This is a genomic window from Roseobacter sp. CCS2, from assembly GCF_000169435.1.
In the GTDB taxonomy this organism is placed as follows: Bacteria; Pseudomonadota; Alphaproteobacteria; order Rhodobacterales; family Rhodobacteraceae; genus Yoonia.
The window spans coordinates 376665-391821 of the sequence record NZ_AAYB01000002.1 but is presented as its reverse complement, the minus strand read 5'-3'; the positions used below and the strand labels follow the sequence as shown (position 1 = coordinate 391821).

Sequence of the window (15157 nt, the reverse complement as noted above, 5' to 3'; positions counted from 1 at the left end):
CCCACCTTACGGGCAGCATCTGTCAACCATCCACGCGGATTGTGGTGTTCTTGGGGTCGTAAGGACTATCCTCAACAATCTCGGCATTCCAAAGCTGATCCAGCATTTTGACCTGCAACTTGGTGCCCACTTCAGCCAGCTCCGGTTTCACGTAACCTATACCGATGGATTTCTCGAATGCCACCGAATACCCACCCGAGGTCAAACGCCCAACGCGTGTACCGTCCGTCGCATACAGCGCCTCGCGCCCCCACGGATCAGCATCCGCGGGCCCATCAATCAACAAGGTGACACATTTTGAACGGATGCCCTTGGCCTGCATCGCGGCCTTCCCGTTAAAGTCCTTGGACAAATCCACAAAGCGCGGCAGGTCAGCCTCCAACGGTGTCGCATCACGGCCCAATTCGGTCCCAAACGCACGGTAAGATTTTTCCTGCCGCAACCAGTTTTGCGCGCGTGCGCCCACCAGCTTCATCCCATGTGGTTCACCCGCCTTTTCGAGCAGATCAAAAAGATAGTTCTGCATTTCAATCGGATGATGCAATTCCCAGCCCAGCTCACCGGTATAGGCCACCCGGATCGCGTTAACGGGACACATGCCCAGTTCAATTTGCTTGGCGGACAACCATGGAAAGCGTTTGTTTGATAGGGCCGTCGCCGGGTCTGCATCATTGATGACGGCGTTCAACACATCGCGCGACTTTGGGCCGGCAATTGCAAAGACACCCCATTGTGTCGTCACATCCTGTTCGTTGATGCGCCCGAATTCTTCCTCTTTTTCCATGATCAGCTTGTAAAGGTAATCCTGATCATAGGCGTGCCAGCCACCGGCAGACACAAGGTAATAGTCATCCTCGGCAAGCCGCACGATGGTGAATTCCGTACGGGTGGTTCCGTGGCTGGTCAGCGCATAGGTCAGGTTAATCCGGCCGACGCGCGGCAGTTTGTTGGTCGTGAACCATTCCAGGAACGCCGTCGCACCCGGCCCGCTGATCCGGTGCTTAGCAAAGGCGGTCGCGTCAATCAGGCCAACACCTTCCCGGATCGCCTTGGCCTCGTCCACAGCGTATTGCCACCAACCGCCACGGCGGAAAGACCGGCTGTCATGGTCGTTGAAACCTACGGGCGCAAAGTAATTCGGCCGCTCCCATCCATTTACAAATCCAAACTGCGCACCGCGCGCTGCCTGACGATCATAGGCAGGTGATGTGCGCAACGGGCGACAGGCCGGACGCTCTTCATCCGGATGATGCAGCACATAAACGTGGTCATAACATTCTTCGTTTTTGCGCGCCGCAAATTCGGTCGTCATCCAGTCGCCATAGCGCTTGGGATCCAGCGATGCCATGTCGATCTCGGCCTCGCCATCGACCATCATCTGCGCAAGATAGTATCCGGTGCCACCCGCCGCCGTGATCCCGAACGAGAATCCTTCCGCCAGCCACATATTGCGCAGCCCCGGTGCAGGACCAACAAGCGGGTTACCATCCGGCGTATAACAAATCGGGCCGTTAAAATCGTCCTTCAGCCCGCTTTCTTCGCAAGACGGCAGACGGTGGATCATGGCCATATATTGATCTTCAATCCGCTCCAGATCGAGCGGGAACAGATCAGCCCGGAAACTGTCAGGCACGCCGTGTTCAAAAACCGCAGGCGCGCCTTTTTCATAGACACCCAAAATCCACCCACCACGTTCTTCACGCACATAGGATTGCGCATCTGCATCGCGAATGACCGGATGCTCAACATTGCCTTCAGCGCGGAACTTCACAAGCTCCGGGTCTTGGTCCATCACGATAAATTGGTGTTCAACCGGGATCGCCGGCATCTTGATCCCCAGCTTCTTGGCGGTTGTCTGCGCGTGGTTGCCAGAAGCCGTGACAACATGCTCGGCTGTAATGACAATCTGCTCGTCCGAGGCGACAAGATTGCCCCCTTTTTCAACCATTTTGGTACAGGTGACATCCCACGCTTCGCCATTCCACTCAAACGCATCCGCCTGCCACTTGCGTTCAATCACTGCGCCGTGCTGACGGGCCCCTTTGGCCATCGCTTGGGTCACATCGGCAGGGTTAATATAGCCATCCGTGTGGTGATAAAGCGCGCCTTTCAGATCCTCAGTGCGGATCAATGGCCACTTTGTCTTGATCTCATCCGGTGTCATCCAGACATAAGGCACGTCGCAAGTCTCAGCGGTGGAGGCATAGAGCATATACTCATCCATCCGTTCTTGGGTCTGCGCCATACGCAGGTTGCCAACAACGGCAAAACCGGCATTCAGGCCGGTTTCTGCCTCAAGTGATTTATAAAAATCGACCGAGTATTTATGGATATGGGTCGTCGCAAAGGACATGTTGAACAAGGGCAGCAATCCAGCCGCGTGCCAAGTGGACCCAGAGGTCAACTCGTCCCGCTCCAACAACATCACGTCGTCCCAGCCTGCCTTGGCCAAGTGATAGGCAATCGACGTGCCGACAGCGCCGCCACCGACAACCAATGCTTTGACCTGCGTTTTCATGATGACGACTCCCTTGGCACCTTTGGCATTAATTTGCGCGAAACAGCTGGGACGCGACAGAACCAGCCGACCGGATACAGCGCAAAACCGACAAGGGTCAGGGTTTCCCGACTAGGCAGAATGGGCCAATCGTGTTTGGCTACGGCTATTTAGGGGTAACACGATGACGATTTATAAATTGAAAGATGCCGCAACCTTGGCCGATGCCAGCTATAAAGCGGGCCGTATTGTCAGCCCACGTGTCATCAAATCCTTGGACCACGGCGATGTGCAGGCCCATCTGCTGGAAGGCAATATCCTGCTATTACCGGGGTCAAATTCCGTCAGAGACTACGTTAAATTCAACCTACGCCCACTGCGACTGGGCAACCAACGTTTGGTGCTCAAAGATGCAACAGCAAGCGAAAAAGGTGCATCCGGCACAAAATGGCACCAAGGTTTCCTAAGATATTCGATCGAAATTTTCGAATGGCTGAAACGGAAAAATGTGACGCCAAATTACATCATCGGTCATTCATTGGGTGCCGCCGCGGCGCAAATCCTGTCCAAGACCTACAATGCTCCTGCTATCGGCTTTGCGGCCCCGCGCCCAAAATGGAGCAAACATGGGGTGGTTCAGGATGGGCGCTGTCTATTGGTAAACCGCACCGATGATCCGGTCCCGAAAGTGCCCGCGGCCTATCACCATATGGGGCAGGCGAAGCTATTTGAATCAGTGAAGCACAAAGGTTTTCTGGCGCATTCGATGATGCATTACATCAACATCATCGACGAAGATGATCAGTTCAAAGTTCTACCTGAAACCTGGGCCGGTTAAAGCATGGCGGGGACGACCAAATCAGGCGGTCTGTGACCGTCCGCAAAGGTCTTGATATTCACGATCACCTTCTCACCCATCTCGATCCGACCTTCGAGGGTGGCCGAACCCATATGTGGCAGCAAAATCGCATTTGGCAGGGCTTGCAGGCGCGGATTAATCTCGTATCCGCGTTCAAACACGTCCAGACCGGCACCCGCAATCTCACCTGCGCGCAACATGCGTGTCAGCGCATTTTCGTCGATAACCTCTCCGCGTGATGTGTTCACGATGACAGCATCCGGTTTCATCAGCTTCAAGCGCCGCGCATTCATCAAATGGAACGTCGATGGGGTATGCGGACAATTGATCGACAGGATATCGACTCGGGCGACCATCTGATCAAGGCTTTCCCAGTAAGTCGCGTCGAGTTCTTCTTCGATTTCCGGGCGCAGTCGTTTGCGGTTGTGATAATGCACCTGCATGCCAAAGGCCGCCGCACGCCGCGCCACGGCCTGACCAATCCGGCCCATGCCCAAAATGCCCAGGCGGCGGCCTTTGATCCGGCCACCCAGCATCGCCGTTGGCGCCCAACCGCCCCAGCTGTCTGACTGTGCGACACGCAACCCTTCAGCCATGCGGCGTGTCACACCCAGGATCAGCGCCATGACCATATCGGCGGTATCCTCTGTCACGACGCCCGGGGTATTCGATACGTGAATGCCACGCTGACGGGCGGTCGCTACATCAATGTGGTCCACACCCGCACCAAAATTCGCAATCAGTTTCAACTGATCCCCGGCACGGCCCAACAGCTTTGCATCAATCTGATCGGTGATCGTGCAAACCAAAACATCGGCCCGACCCATCGCTTCGGCCAGCTGGTCTGCCGTCATCTGCGTGTCATCTTCGCGCAATTCAACGTCAAAAAGTTCTTTCAGCCGGGTTTCCACAACCTCGGGCAACCGTCGCGTCACGACAACACTTAGATGCTTACCTGGCATGCAATGCCCTCCCACGGGTTTTCAAATCGGCCTTGTCATGTCAGGTTGCGCGAAAGGGACGCGCAGCACAAGAACCGCGCGCCGCAAAAAGAGCAGTAAAGGTAAACAATGGGTATGATCGCGCATTGGGTCCGCGTATGTCAGATCGCCATCTTTGCGGTCGTGCTTGGGGCAAGCAGCGCTTATGCGCAGCAAGGCAACGCAGGCCCCGCCATTGGTCCCGAGACAAATCTGCCGCTCCCGCGCTATGTGTCGCTTCGTGCGAGCGAGGCAAATGTGCGTCGTGGCCCCTCTCTTTCGCATCGCATCGATTGGGTCTTTCAACGCCAAAGCATGCCGCTGCAAGTGATTGCTGAATACGGTCACTGGCGGCGGGTCATTGACCGCGATGGCCAAGGTGGCTGGGTACATTACAGAATGTTGTCAGGCGCGCGCACCGTTGTGATCGAAGAACCCAACACCGTCTTGCGCACCCGTCCTGAACCGGGTGCGCTGGAAAATGCAGTGCTTGAAACTGGCGTTGTCGCACGATTGGGCGACTGCAATCCAGAATGGTGCCGGTTGACCGCTGGCGGCTACCGCGGCTGGGCCCGGAAAGCAGCACTTTGGGGTGTCGCCGACGCGGAAATCCGCGACTAGGCCGCTTTGTCCAGTCCGCGCCCTTTCAACAAAGCCTCAACACCTGGCAGACGTCCGCGGAAAGCCGTGTAAAGATCAGCCGCATCGACAGAGCCACCCGAGGACAGAACCGTTTCTTCCAGTCGCTTGGCCGTTTCCGCATCAAACGGATCGCCGGTCTCTTCAAAGGCGGCAAAGGCATCCGCGTCCATCACTTCGGACCACATATAGCTGTAATATCCGCTGGAATACCCGTCACCCGCAAAGACATGCGCAAAATGCGGGGTCGCGTGGCGCATGCGAATGGCGTGCGGCATCCCGATCTCTTCCAAGATTTCCGCCTGTCGCTGCATCGGATCAGCAGGTGCCGGACCATCATGAAAGCCCAGATCAACCAAGGCCGAGGCAACATATTCGACGGTCTGGAACCCCATGTCATAGGTCGCAGCCCCCAACATCCGGTTCAACAAATCCTCTGGCATCGGCTCACCGGTCTCAGCATGCGTCGCAAATTCAGCCAGGACTTCTGGCACCTCCAACCAGTGTTCATAAAGCTGGCTTGGCAGTTCCACAAAATCACGGGCCACCGACGTGCCAGAGATACTTTCATAGGTCACATCAGACAGCATTTGGTGCAGCGCATGGCCAAATTCGTGAAACAGCGTGCGTGCGTCATCATAAGACAACAACGCTGGTTTCCCCGCCTCTGGCTTGGCAAAGTTGCAGACGTTGACGACATGGGGGCGAATATCACCGCTCAACCGCTGTTGTGATCGCATCGCCGAACACCACGCGCCAGAGCGTTTGGAACCACGGGCAAAGTAGTCGCCCATAAACACAGCGACATGTTCGCCATCGCGCGTCACGTCCCACAACCGCACGTCAGGGTGATAAACCGGGGCTTCAATCGCCTTAAATTCCAGCCCGAACAGCCGGTTGGCGCACGCAAATGACGCCTCAATCATGCGATCCAATTGCAGATACGGCTTCAACTCTGCCTCATCGAGGTCGTGCAATTCCTTGCGTCGCTTTTCCGAATAAAAGCGCCAGTCCCACGGCTCCAACGGACCATCAAAGCCGTCAGAATGCAGCAATCGTTCCAGCACCTTCGCATCATTCTCTGCCGCCGCTTTGGCAGGTTCCCAAACCTTCATCAAAAGATCGCGCACAGCACCCGGCGTACCCGCCATTTCGGTTTCAAGTTTGAAGTCGGCAAACGTGTCATACCCCAACAGGTTGGCGCGTTCTTCCCGCAGTTTCAGCGTCTCGGCCGCGATACCACGATTATCCGTTTCACCACCGTTGGCACCACGCGCACCCCATGCTTCATACGCTTTCTGGCGCAGATCACGACGTTCCGAAAATTGCAGGAACGGCACGATCAATGACCGGGATAGGGTCACAACCGGCCCGCCTGCATCTTTTTCGTCCCCGGCGGCCTTAGCTGTCGCAACGACAAAGTCAGGCAGACCGATCAAATCGTCTTTATCCAATTTCATGAACCAGTCACGCTCGTCCGCCAGCAGGTTTTGCATAAAGTCAGTACCCAAAACCGACAGGCGCGATTTGACCGCGCGCAATTCCTCAGCCGCTTTACCTTCCAATTGCGCACCAGAGCGCACAAAACCACGACGCGTCAGCATCAAAACGCGTTGTTGCTCATCAGTCAGGTCCAGCTCATCACGCTTTTCCCAAACGGCCTCGACCCGGGCGAAAAGCGCCTTGTTCTCTGACACCTCAGACCCATACGCGCTCAACAATGGCGCAAATTCGCGCTGCAAAGCTTCGCGTTTAGGATTACTGTCAGCGCCCGCTACGTTGTAAAACGCACCCAAAACACGGCCCAGCATTTCATCTGCACGCTCCAACGCCTCAATCGTGTTCGCGAAATCGGGGGCGTCTGGATTTTCCGCAATAGCGGCAATGTTGGCACGCGATTCTGTCAAAGCGGCATCGACAGCAGGTGCGAAATCATCGTCCGAGATCAGATCAAAGGGCGGCAGCCCAAATGGTGTGTTCCAATCGGCAAGCAGCGGGTTTGTCATGGGAAATCTCCTTTGAACTTTAGGTAGTGTGCTGCGCCCAAAACACCAGAGGTCTAGGTTGCAGTCAGGCCTTTGCCTTTGCAAACCTTGCAATCCGGCTCTGGTTTCACAGCAATCGTTCGGGTTTGGGCATAAAGCGCATCATAAATCAGCAAACGCCCGCCAAGGCTCTCGCCAGCACCCGTAATCAGTTTCATCGCTTCAACGGCCATCATCGACCCGATCACACCCGGCAACGGGCCAATAACACCCGCCTCGGCACAGCTTGGGACCAACGCAGGATCAGGCGGTTTGGGAAAGACGCAGGCATAGCAGGGCGTGCCCTTGGCCGGTTCATAAACGCTGATCTGGCCTTCCCATTGGGTAAGCGCTGCGGCAATCAAAGGCTTGTCTGCCGCGACCGCTGTTTCATTCACCAAATAGCGGGTCACAAAGTTATCGCTGCCATCAAGGATCAAGTCATAATCAGAAAACAGATCCGCCGCAATTTCAGCGTCGAGCCTGCGGGCATAAGGGCGCACTGTCACAAAAGGGTTTTGCGCTGTCATCGCCTCAGCCGCAGAGTGCACTTTCGGTATACCGATGTTGCGATCAAGATGAATGACCTGTCGGTGCAGGTTTGCATTCTCAACCACATCGTCATCAATCACACCAATCGTTCCAACACCGGCGGCAGCAAGATATTCCAGTGCAGGCGCACCAAGGCCCCCTGCCCCCACAACCAAAACTTTCGCATCGCGCAACGCCTTCTGCCCCGGGCCACCGACCTCTCGCAGGATGATATGGCGGGCATAACGATCCAGTTCAGTGGGTGAAAAGCTATCGGTCTTTAACGCTGCTGTCTCAGGCCGTTTGACCCGCGCCTTCAGCCCACCCAAAAACTTGCTATACACCCAAACCAGCACACCAAAGCCAAAGAAGATCGCCCACAGCCGCGCGTCACCGCCTGTCGCCAAGCGCAATGGATGACCATCTGGCAAAATCACATGGATCATCATGACGCCAACTAAAAGCATCGCCATCATGTTCAAGCGCACCGCGTAAGGCGCCTTCATCGCCCAGCCAATCACCCAAAGGGTGATTGCCATTGTACCGACCATAATCATTGGCCGGTGGACCCAAAACCACCCGCACCCCGGCTGGTTTCATCTAGTTCTAAAACGGTTTCAAACCGTGTCTGCACCACAGGAACGACGACCATCTGTGCAATCCGCATGCCGTGTGTCACTGCAAAATCCGCGCTGCCAAGATTCATCACAATCACACCCAATGGCCCCCGATAATCGCTGTCAATCGTGCCGGGTGTATTCAGCAAGGTGATGCCATGTTTCAAGGCAAGGCCAGATCGCGGGCGGACCTGCACCTCATACCCCGTGGGGATAGCCATCCGCAAACCTGTGGGAACCAGCGCACGACCACCCGGCGCAACTGTGATATCCCCGCGATCATGCATATTCGCACGCAAATCCGCACCGGCGGCCCCGGCTGTTTCATAGGCAGGTAAACCAAAACTCTGGTCAGCCCCGTCTTCCCACTGAAATTGGACTGTTACGCTCACGCAAGTGCCTCTGCAATACGGTCAGCAAGGGTTGCCGCAACCGCATCTTTCGACATGCGCGGCCAGCTTTCAGCGCCATCAGCAGAGATCAGCGTGACAGCGTTCTCGGACCCGCCCATGATGCCGGTTTCCGGCGATACATCATTGGCAACGATCCAGTCGCATTGCTTGCGCTTACGTTTGGCCGTCGCATTGGCAATCACGTCATCCGTCTCAGCGGCAAAACCCACTACCAATTTCGGGCGCCCCTTTGTCATCTGCGAAACAGTCGCCAAAATATCGGGGTTTTCGGCAAATTCGAGCTTTGGCAACCCCGATCCATCTTTCTTGATCTTACTGTCACCGGCGTTTGCCACGTGCCAATCAGCCACCGCCGCAGCAAAAACCGCAGCATCCACGTTGCCTGCCGCCTTCACAGCCTTCAGCATTTCCGCGGCGGTCTGAACCTTCACGACGGTCACGTCCATTGGCGGCGGCACATCCGCCGGACCTGTTACAAAGGTCACATCAGCACCAAGTGCGGCCAGAGCCTTGGCAATTGCCGTGCCTTGCGCGCCAGACGACCGGTTGGCGATGTAGCGCACCGGATCAATCGGCTCGTGCGTCGGGCCAGACGTCACCAGAACATGTTTGCCCTTCAGCGGCCCATCCGCCAGCGCACCATCAATTGCCGCGATAATTTCGGGCACTTCCGCCATGCGGCCAGGACCATATTCGCCGCAAGCCATATCACCCTCGTTTGGACCAATCACCAAAATGCCATCATTGCGCAAAGTTGCCAAATTGCGTTGGGTCGCTGGATGTTCCCACATCCGTACATTCATCGACGGCGCAATCAAAACGCGTTTATCGGTCGCCAAAAGCAGGGTAGAGGCCAAATCATTCGCATGCCCCCCTGCCATCTTCGCCATCACATCAGCGGTCGCAGGGGCCACAACAATCAGATCAGCCGCGCGGGACAATTCGATATGTCCCATCTCAGCCTCATCGGTAAGATTAAACAGGTCTTGGTACACTTTAGACGCAGACAGGGCCGAAAGGCTTAGCGGGGTCACAAACTCTGCGCCTGCTTTGGTCAACACCGGTGTCACCCGTGCGCCCTGTTCGCGCAAACGGCGGACAAGGTCCAAAGATTTGAAGGCGGCAATGCCGCCTCCAACAATTAAGAGAATATGCTTGTTTGCCAGCATGGCATGTCTCCCGCATCCGTGGCCCGACACTAGGTCAGATCAGACCGGAAAGACAATGTCGGGGTTCATACGAAAAATGCATGCACCTCAGAACTTTGGGACTCAAGACTTTTGCGCATCTTGCCAAAAGCTGCGGCTTCCAACTGGCGTACCCGTTCTTTTGACAAACCCAGCTCTGTACCAAGACTTTCCAGCGTGCGTGGGTCTTCACGCAGCTTGCGTTCGCGCACGATGAACTGTTCGCGATCATTCAGGTTCGACAGGGCAGTCAACAACCACTGACGCAAAGTATCATTGTCATGCGTATGCTCAACAGTTTCTGCGGCTTGCGGGCCATCATCCTCAAGCGCATCAATCCACTCGCGGCCTTCGTCCTCTACTGACTGGGTTGCATTCAACGAAAAGTCTGACCCCGACAAGCGACCTTCCATCATTTCAACATCATGCAGTGGAACACCTACTTCAATCGCGATCAATTCGCGCATTTCCTGCTTATCCATCACGCGACCTTCGGCTGCCGCTTCACGCTCCAACCGGGCTTGCACGCGGCGCATGTTGAAGAACAAAGACTTTTGGGACGATGTAGAACCGGTTCGCACCATGGACCAGTTGCGCATCACATAGTCCTGAATAGACGCTTTGATCCACCAAACAGCGTAGGTCGAAAAGCGCACACCGCGATCAGGGTCAAACTTGTCAGCGGCTTTCATCAGACCAACCGATGCTTCCTGAATAAGGTCGTTCATTGGCGCACCGTAGCGTTTGAACTTGGACGCCATTGAAATGGCCAAACGCATGTACGCGGTGATAAGGCGATGCAGAGCTTTCTCGTCACGCTCATCGCGCCAGGCGTAAGCAAGGGCAAGTTCGGTCTCGGCGTCAAGCAGTTCCGCTTTCATCGCCGTCCGAGACAAAGTTTGATCAGAAAAACCGGTAGCGCCCATTGTATTTCTCCCAGATAGCATTGTGATGCATTAACTTTGTTGTCTGAAATGATTACGTAGGGTTGAATAAGATGGATCACAAAAAGTTACGCTTATGCCATTGCCGAAACTCACTCTGATCCTAGGCGGGGCAGCCTCGGGAAAGTCTGCATTCGCAGAAAGCCTTGTTTTACAAAGGGCAAAGGATAATCCTGTCTATATCGCGACCGCACAGGTCTTCGATAAAGAAATGGCAGAAAAAGTTGCGAAACATCGCGACATGCGCGGCACGGGATGGCACACGATTGAAGTACCGCTTGATTTGACGACCGCTCTGGCCACAGTCCGGTCTGGACAACCAACCTTGATCGATTGCGCCACACTTTGGCTGACCAACGTCATTTTGGGCGAACATGATGTTGATGCACACACTGATGCACTTGTCCAAGCCCTTGCTGCTTGCAAAGGTCCTGTGACCATCGTTTCAAACGAAGTCGGCCAAGGCATTGTTCCCGACAACGCGCTGTCGCGCAAATTTCGCAACGCCCAGGGTCGCCTTAACCAACGGTTGGCAGCTGAGGCTGATCTGGTCGTGGCGGTTATGGCGGGGCTACCGCTTGCGCTGAAAGGTACATTGCCGTGACCAGGCTGTGGATGGTGCGCCATGGCCCGACACATGCCAAATCCATGGTGGGTTGGTCAGATATTCCTGCCGATCTATCCGACAAGGACGCCATTGGCAGATTGCGCGCCTTCCTGCCTGACGCGCCTGTTGTTTCATCTGATCTGATCCGGGCGTCGGCCACCGCAGATATATTGACCCCCGCCATCCGCCTGCCGCATGACAAAAACCTGCGTGAAATCAATTTCGGCAATTGGGAATTGCGCACATTCAGCGAGGTCGAGGCCGAAGATCCCGTCCGTATCCGTGCCTATTGGGAAACCCCCGGCCACATTGCGCCACCCAACGGCGAAAGCTGGAATGCGGTCCGCCGCCGCGTCGACGATGCAATTGACGGGTATTTGGGCGAAGGGCACACCGATCTGATCGTCGTTGCGCATTTCGGGGTGATCCTGACACAGGTACAACGCGCCTTGGGGATCGGCGCTTATGAGGCGTTCAGCCACCGGATCGATAACCTTTCAGTCACGGTTCTTGATACCGGCGACACCAATTGGACGGCAGAACACATCAATCACAATCCGTGATGGGCCGCGTCACATATGAACGTTGGTATGAAACTACCCTCATCAACTATGCCTATCACTATGACGTATGAACTTTATATTGGTGATCGCACCTTCAGCAGTTGGTCTTTGCGCGGCTGGCTGATGTTGGAAAAATTCGGACTGCCTTATCAGGCACATATGGTCGGGCTTTATACCGGCACGATGCAAGCCGATTTGGCCCATCTTACGCCCGCCCGCACCGTTCCTGTGATGCGCACAGCCGAAGGTTACGTGTTAACCGATAGCCTCGCCATGGCTGAAACGCTGGCCGAAAACCATCCAAACGCAAACCTCTATCCGCCCGACCCTGCCGCGCGCGCACTGGCACGTTCCATCACGGCTGAAATGCACAGTGGCTTTCATGCGTTGCGTAGCGCCTGCCCCATGATGCTCAATTTCTGTTGGCAGGAATTCGAGGTGTCCCAAGCTGTCCAACAAGATCTGCACCGGATCGAAGAATTGTGGTCTTTGGCCCGTACACGACATGGCTCAGATGGTCCTTGGCTGTTTGGGGCTTACTCTCTTGCGGATGTGTTCTATGCCCCGGTCGCCATGCGCATGACCGCTTATGGCTTGCCTGTCAGCGATGCATCGCGTGCCTATGTTGATGCGCATCTTAACGATGCCGCGTTTCTGGCATGGCGCAAAGCCGCGATGAAAGAGGTTCATGAACCTTTCCCATATCAACTTCCGCTCGAACGCAAGCCGTGGCCCGGTGATAGAAATTAACCTTTCTTAAAGACCCTCGCCCTACCCGTTAACCATAAACGGGGGAACGCAATGGTTGCGCTGGCGTACACAGTGGCATTTGAAGGGATCGAGGCGCGTTTGGTAGAAGTCCAATGCGCGGTGACACCGGGGATTCCGGCATTCTCTATCGTCGGGCTTCCGGACAAGGCCGTATCTGAAGCACGCGAAAGAGTGCGCGCGGCGCTGACGGCAATGGCCATCGCGCTGCCGTCCAAACGGATAACAGTGAACTTGTCACCTGCGGACTTGCCAAAAGAGGGGTCGCACTTCGACCTGCCCATCGCTTTGGCGCTTCTTGCAGCGCTTGATATCATCCCACGCGATGATGCCGCGCAGACGGTGGCATTGGGTGAGCTGTCTTTGGACGGAACCCTCGTGCCGGTGGTGGGTGCCTTGCCCGCGGCCATGGCCGCAGCACAAGAAGATCGCACGCTGCTTTGCCCGCACGCCTGCGGCGCAGAGGCCGCATGGGTTGGGGCCGTCAATGTTATCGCGCCACGCACATTGGCCGATATGGTGCGGCATTTTTCCGGGCAATCGGTTCTGCAACCCGCAGAACCAGGCGAAGTCTTGGGCCAAACAGGCGCGCGCGACCTGTCAGAAGTCAAAGGGCAGGAACGGGCAAAACGGGCGCTGGAAATCGCAGCCGCCGGGCGACACCATCTGCTTTTGGTTGGCTCGCCGGGGTCTGGCAAATCCATGCTGGCCGCGCGCATCCCCGGTATCATGCCACAACTCACGCCTGCAGAAGCGCTGGAAACGTCCATGATCCATTCGCTTTCAGGGCTGTTGGATGAAGGCGGGATCAATCGTGAAAGACCATTCCGCGAACCGCACCATACCGCTTCCATGGCCGCAATCGTGGGTGGTGGGCGCAATGCGAAACCCGGCGAGATCAGTCTCGCCCACAATGGCGTGCTTTTCATGGACGAATTTCCAGAGTTCCCACGCACCGTCCTTGAAACATTGCGGCAACCGATTGAGACAGGCGAAGTCGTCGTTGCGCGCGCCAATGCGCACGTCCGCTATCCTTGTCGTTTTATGCTGGTTGCGGCCGCAAACCCCTGCAAATGCGGATACCTTGCCGATCCGGCAAGAGCCTGCGCCCGCGTACCCATCTGCGGAGAAGAATATATGGGGCGCATATCCGGGCCTCTGATGGATAGGTTCGATCTGCGGGTCGAAGTGCCGCCTGTGGCCTTCACCGATCTTGATCTGCCCGAAACCGGTGAAAGCTCTGCCGATGTGGCCGCGCGTGTGCACAAGGCGCGCGACACGCAAACAGCGCGCTTTGCCGATCACGCACAAACCCGCGTGAATGCGGACATGGAAGGCCACCTTCTGGAAGAAATCGCGACACCTGACGCCGAAGGGCGCGCGCTGTTGATCAAAGTGGCCGAACGCTTTGGCCTGTCTGCACGGGGCTATCACCGCGTGCTACGTGTCGCGCGCACTATCGCGGATCTTGAAGGCGCGACTGAAGTGCGCCATCCGCATGTTGCCGAAGCGGTCAGCTATCGGCTGGCCATGTCAAAAGAAGTCTAGCGTTTGGCTTCGATTGCCTGCCATATCTTCTCGGCGATATTGACGTTATCAAAGCGTTCAAGTTCTTGAATGCCCGTTGGTGAGGTAACGTTGATTTCGGTCAACCAATCGCCAATCACGTCAATACCAACAAATATCTGGCCTTTTTCGCGCAATAGCGGGCCGATCCGCGCGCAAATCTCGCGGTCCCGATCCGTCAGATCAACCTTCTCCGGGCGACCGCCCACATGCATGTTCGAACGGGTTTCGCCCGCCGCGGGGACCCGGTTGATCGCACCGACAGGTGCGCCATCCACAAGGATGACGCGTTTGTCGCCCTTGGCCACATCCGGCAAAAACTGCTGCATAATCAATGGCTCACGGTTGATACCAGCAAAAAGCTCATGCAAAGACGCCAGATTGCTATCACCTTGTTTGAGCTTGAACACACCTGCACCGCCGTTACCATAAAGCGGTTTGAGGATGACATCGCCATGCGTTTCCCGGAACGTCTTGAGCGTCTCCAGATCGCGCGCAATCATTGTGGGCGGTGTCAGATCGGGGAAATCCAACACCAACAGCTTCTCAGGATAGTTGCGCACCCAAAACGGATCGTTCACGACCAACGTATCGGGATGTACCATATCAAGAATATGGGTTGTCGTGATATAACTCATGTCAAAAGGCGGGTCTTGGCGCAGCCAGATAACATCATAATCAGATAGGTCGACGACCTGTTCGTCACCAAGTGCGAAATGATCGCCCTTCACCCGCTTAACGGTCAGCGGCCAACCCTTGGCCGTCACGCGACCCTGATCATAGGCCAGCTTATCAGGTGTATAGTAGAACAGTTGATGCCCACGCGCCTGCGCTTCTTCGGCAATCCGAAACGTGCTGTCGGCATCAATGTCAATCGGACCAATCGGGTCCATCTGGAAAGCAATCTTGAGCGACATAGCAAATCCCTTGCGTGCAACAGTTCGCTTCTAGATGGCCCAGCG

General features: G+C 55.9%; 14 protein-coding genes. 6 read left to right on the top strand and 8 right to left on the bottom strand.

The annotated features are described in order from the left end of the window. Positions 1-22 precede the first annotated feature (22 nt). Positions 23-2518, bottom strand: coding sequence for a GcvT family protein (locus RCCS2_RS08520; RefSeq protein WP_008233299.1), 2496 nt, complete (start codon positions 2516-2518; stop codon positions 23-25). 163 nt (positions 2519-2681) lie between these two features. Between RCCS2_RS08520 and RCCS2_RS08515 the strand changes: the two genes are divergently transcribed. After that, entirely contained in the window at positions 2682-3335 is a 654-nt protein-coding gene (locus RCCS2_RS08515; protein ID WP_008233296.1) for a hypothetical protein, read from the top strand. On the opposite strand, the gene RCCS2_RS08510 is transcribed toward RCCS2_RS08515, so the two are convergent. Next, positions 3332-4318, bottom strand: coding sequence for a 2-hydroxyacid dehydrogenase (locus RCCS2_RS08510; protein ID WP_008233295.1), 987 nt, complete (start codon positions 4316-4318; stop codon positions 3332-3334). The two genes, RCCS2_RS08515 and RCCS2_RS08510, sit on opposite strands and share 4 nt — an antisense overlap. 108 nt (positions 4319-4426) lie before the next feature. Here RCCS2_RS08510 and RCCS2_RS08505 point away from each other — a divergent pair, with 108 nt between their 5' ends. Further along, complete coding sequence (locus RCCS2_RS08505) at positions 4427-4957, top strand: SH3 domain-containing protein (RefSeq protein ID WP_008233293.1); 531 nt, start codon at positions 4427-4429, stop codon at positions 4955-4957. On the opposite strand, the gene RCCS2_RS08500 is transcribed toward RCCS2_RS08505, so the two are convergent. The 5 genes from RCCS2_RS08500 to RCCS2_RS08480 all read right to left on the bottom strand — a co-directional run bounded on the left by RCCS2_RS08500 (position 4954) and on the right by RCCS2_RS08480 (position 10673). Next, a complete protein-coding gene (locus RCCS2_RS08500) occupies positions 4954-6981 on the bottom strand; it encodes a M3 family metallopeptidase (RefSeq protein ID WP_008233291.1) in 2028 nt (675 codons plus the stop codon). The genes RCCS2_RS08505 and RCCS2_RS08500 overlap by 4 nt on opposite strands. 53 nt (positions 6982-7034) lie before the next feature. Next, the gene (locus RCCS2_RS08495; RefSeq protein WP_008233290.1) at positions 7035-8087 is read right to left on the bottom strand and encodes a HesA/MoeB/ThiF family protein; all 1053 of its coding nucleotides are present in this window, start codon (positions 8085-8087) and stop codon (positions 7035-7037) included. After that, positions 8084-8539 carry a dUTP diphosphatase gene (gene dut, locus RCCS2_RS08490; protein ID WP_008233289.1) on the bottom strand — a complete coding sequence of 152 codons (456 nt, stop codon included), beginning with the start codon at positions 8537-8539 and terminating at the stop codon, positions 8084-8086. Before dut ends, RCCS2_RS08495 begins: the two co-directional genes overlap by 4 nt. Continuing rightward, the gene (gene coaBC, locus RCCS2_RS08485) at positions 8536-9729 is read right to left on the bottom strand and encodes a bifunctional phosphopantothenoylcysteine decarboxylase/phosphopantothenate--cysteine ligase CoaBC (protein ID WP_008233288.1); all 1194 of its coding nucleotides are present in this window, start codon (positions 9727-9729) and stop codon (positions 8536-8538) included. Before coaBC ends, dut begins: the two co-directional genes overlap by 4 nt. 65 nt (positions 9730-9794) lie before the next feature. After that, positions 9795-10673 (bottom strand): RNA polymerase factor sigma-32, encoded by an 879-nt coding sequence (locus tag RCCS2_RS08480; RefSeq protein WP_037293772.1) that lies wholly within the window; start codon positions 10671-10673, stop codon positions 9795-9797. Between the two features lie 94 nt (positions 10674-10767). Between RCCS2_RS08480 and cobU the strand changes: the two genes are divergently transcribed. Genes cobU through RCCS2_RS08460 form a run of 4 tightly spaced genes read left to right on the top strand, consistent with a single transcriptional unit; the run spans position 10768 to position 14177 of the window. After that, positions 10768-11295 (top strand): bifunctional adenosylcobinamide kinase/adenosylcobinamide-phosphate guanylyltransferase, encoded by a 528-nt coding sequence (gene cobU / locus RCCS2_RS08475; protein WP_008233286.1) that lies wholly within the window; start codon positions 10768-10770, stop codon positions 11293-11295. Next, positions 11292-11861, top strand: a complete 570-nt coding sequence (locus tag RCCS2_RS08470; RefSeq protein ID WP_156788487.1) for a histidine phosphatase family protein — start codon at positions 11292-11294, stop codon at positions 11859-11861. The genes cobU and RCCS2_RS08470 overlap by 4 nt, the downstream gene beginning before the upstream one ends. A gap of 60 nt (positions 11862-11921) precedes the next feature. Beyond that, positions 11922-12611, top strand: a complete 690-nt coding sequence (locus tag RCCS2_RS08465) for a glutathione S-transferase (RefSeq protein ID WP_008233282.1) — start codon at positions 11922-11924, stop codon at positions 12609-12611. Between the two features lie 51 nt (positions 12612-12662). After that, positions 12663-14177 (top strand): YifB family Mg chelatase-like AAA ATPase, encoded by a 1515-nt coding sequence (locus RCCS2_RS08460; RefSeq protein WP_008233280.1) that lies wholly within the window; start codon positions 12663-12665, stop codon positions 14175-14177. On the opposite strand, the gene gshB is transcribed toward RCCS2_RS08460, so the two are convergent. Then, the gene (gene gshB / locus RCCS2_RS08455; RefSeq protein WP_008233277.1) at positions 14174-15112 is read right to left on the bottom strand and encodes a glutathione synthase; all 939 of its coding nucleotides are present in this window, start codon (positions 15110-15112) and stop codon (positions 14174-14176) included. The two genes, RCCS2_RS08460 and gshB, sit on opposite strands and share 4 nt — an antisense overlap. Positions 15113-15157: the final 45 nt, after the last annotated feature.

Coding starts and splice junctions, on each gene's coding strand:
- RCCS2_RS08520 (WP_008233299.1), bottom strand. CDS start 2,518: ATGAAAACGCAGGTCAAAGCATTGGTTGTCGGTGGCGGCGCTGTCGGC.
- RCCS2_RS08515 (WP_008233296.1), top strand. CDS start 2,682: ATGACGATTTATAAATTGAAAGATGCCGCAACCTTGGCCGATGCCAGC.
- RCCS2_RS08510 (WP_008233295.1), bottom strand. CDS start 4,318: ATGCCAGGTAAGCATCTAAGTGTTGTCGTGACGCGACGGTTGCCCGAG.
- RCCS2_RS08505 (WP_008233293.1), top strand. CDS start 4,427: ATGGGTATGATCGCGCATTGGGTCCGCGTATGTCAGATCGCCATCTTT.
- RCCS2_RS08500 (WP_008233291.1), bottom strand. CDS start 6,981: ATGACAAACCCGCTGCTTGCCGATTGGAACACACCATTTGGGCTGCCG.
- RCCS2_RS08495 (WP_008233290.1), bottom strand. CDS start 8,087: ATGATTATGGTCGGTACAATGGCAATCACCCTTTGGGTGATTGGCTGG.
- coaBC (WP_008233288.1), bottom strand. CDS start 9,729: ATGCTGGCAAACAAGCATATTCTCTTAATTGTTGGAGGCGGCATTGCC.
- RCCS2_RS08480 (WP_037293772.1), bottom strand. CDS start 10,673: ATGGGCGCTACCGGTTTTTCTGATCAAACTTTGTCTCGGACGGCGATG.
- cobU (WP_008233286.1), top strand. CDS start 10,768: ATGCCATTGCCGAAACTCACTCTGATCCTAGGCGGGGCAGCCTCGGGA.
- RCCS2_RS08465 (WP_008233282.1), top strand. CDS start 11,922: ATGACGTATGAACTTTATATTGGTGATCGCACCTTCAGCAGTTGGTCT.
- RCCS2_RS08460 (WP_008233280.1), top strand. CDS start 12,663: ATGGTTGCGCTGGCGTACACAGTGGCATTTGAAGGGATCGAGGCGCGT.
- gshB (WP_008233277.1), bottom strand. CDS start 15,112: ATGTCGCTCAAGATTGCTTTCCAGATGGACCCGATTGGTCCGATTGAC.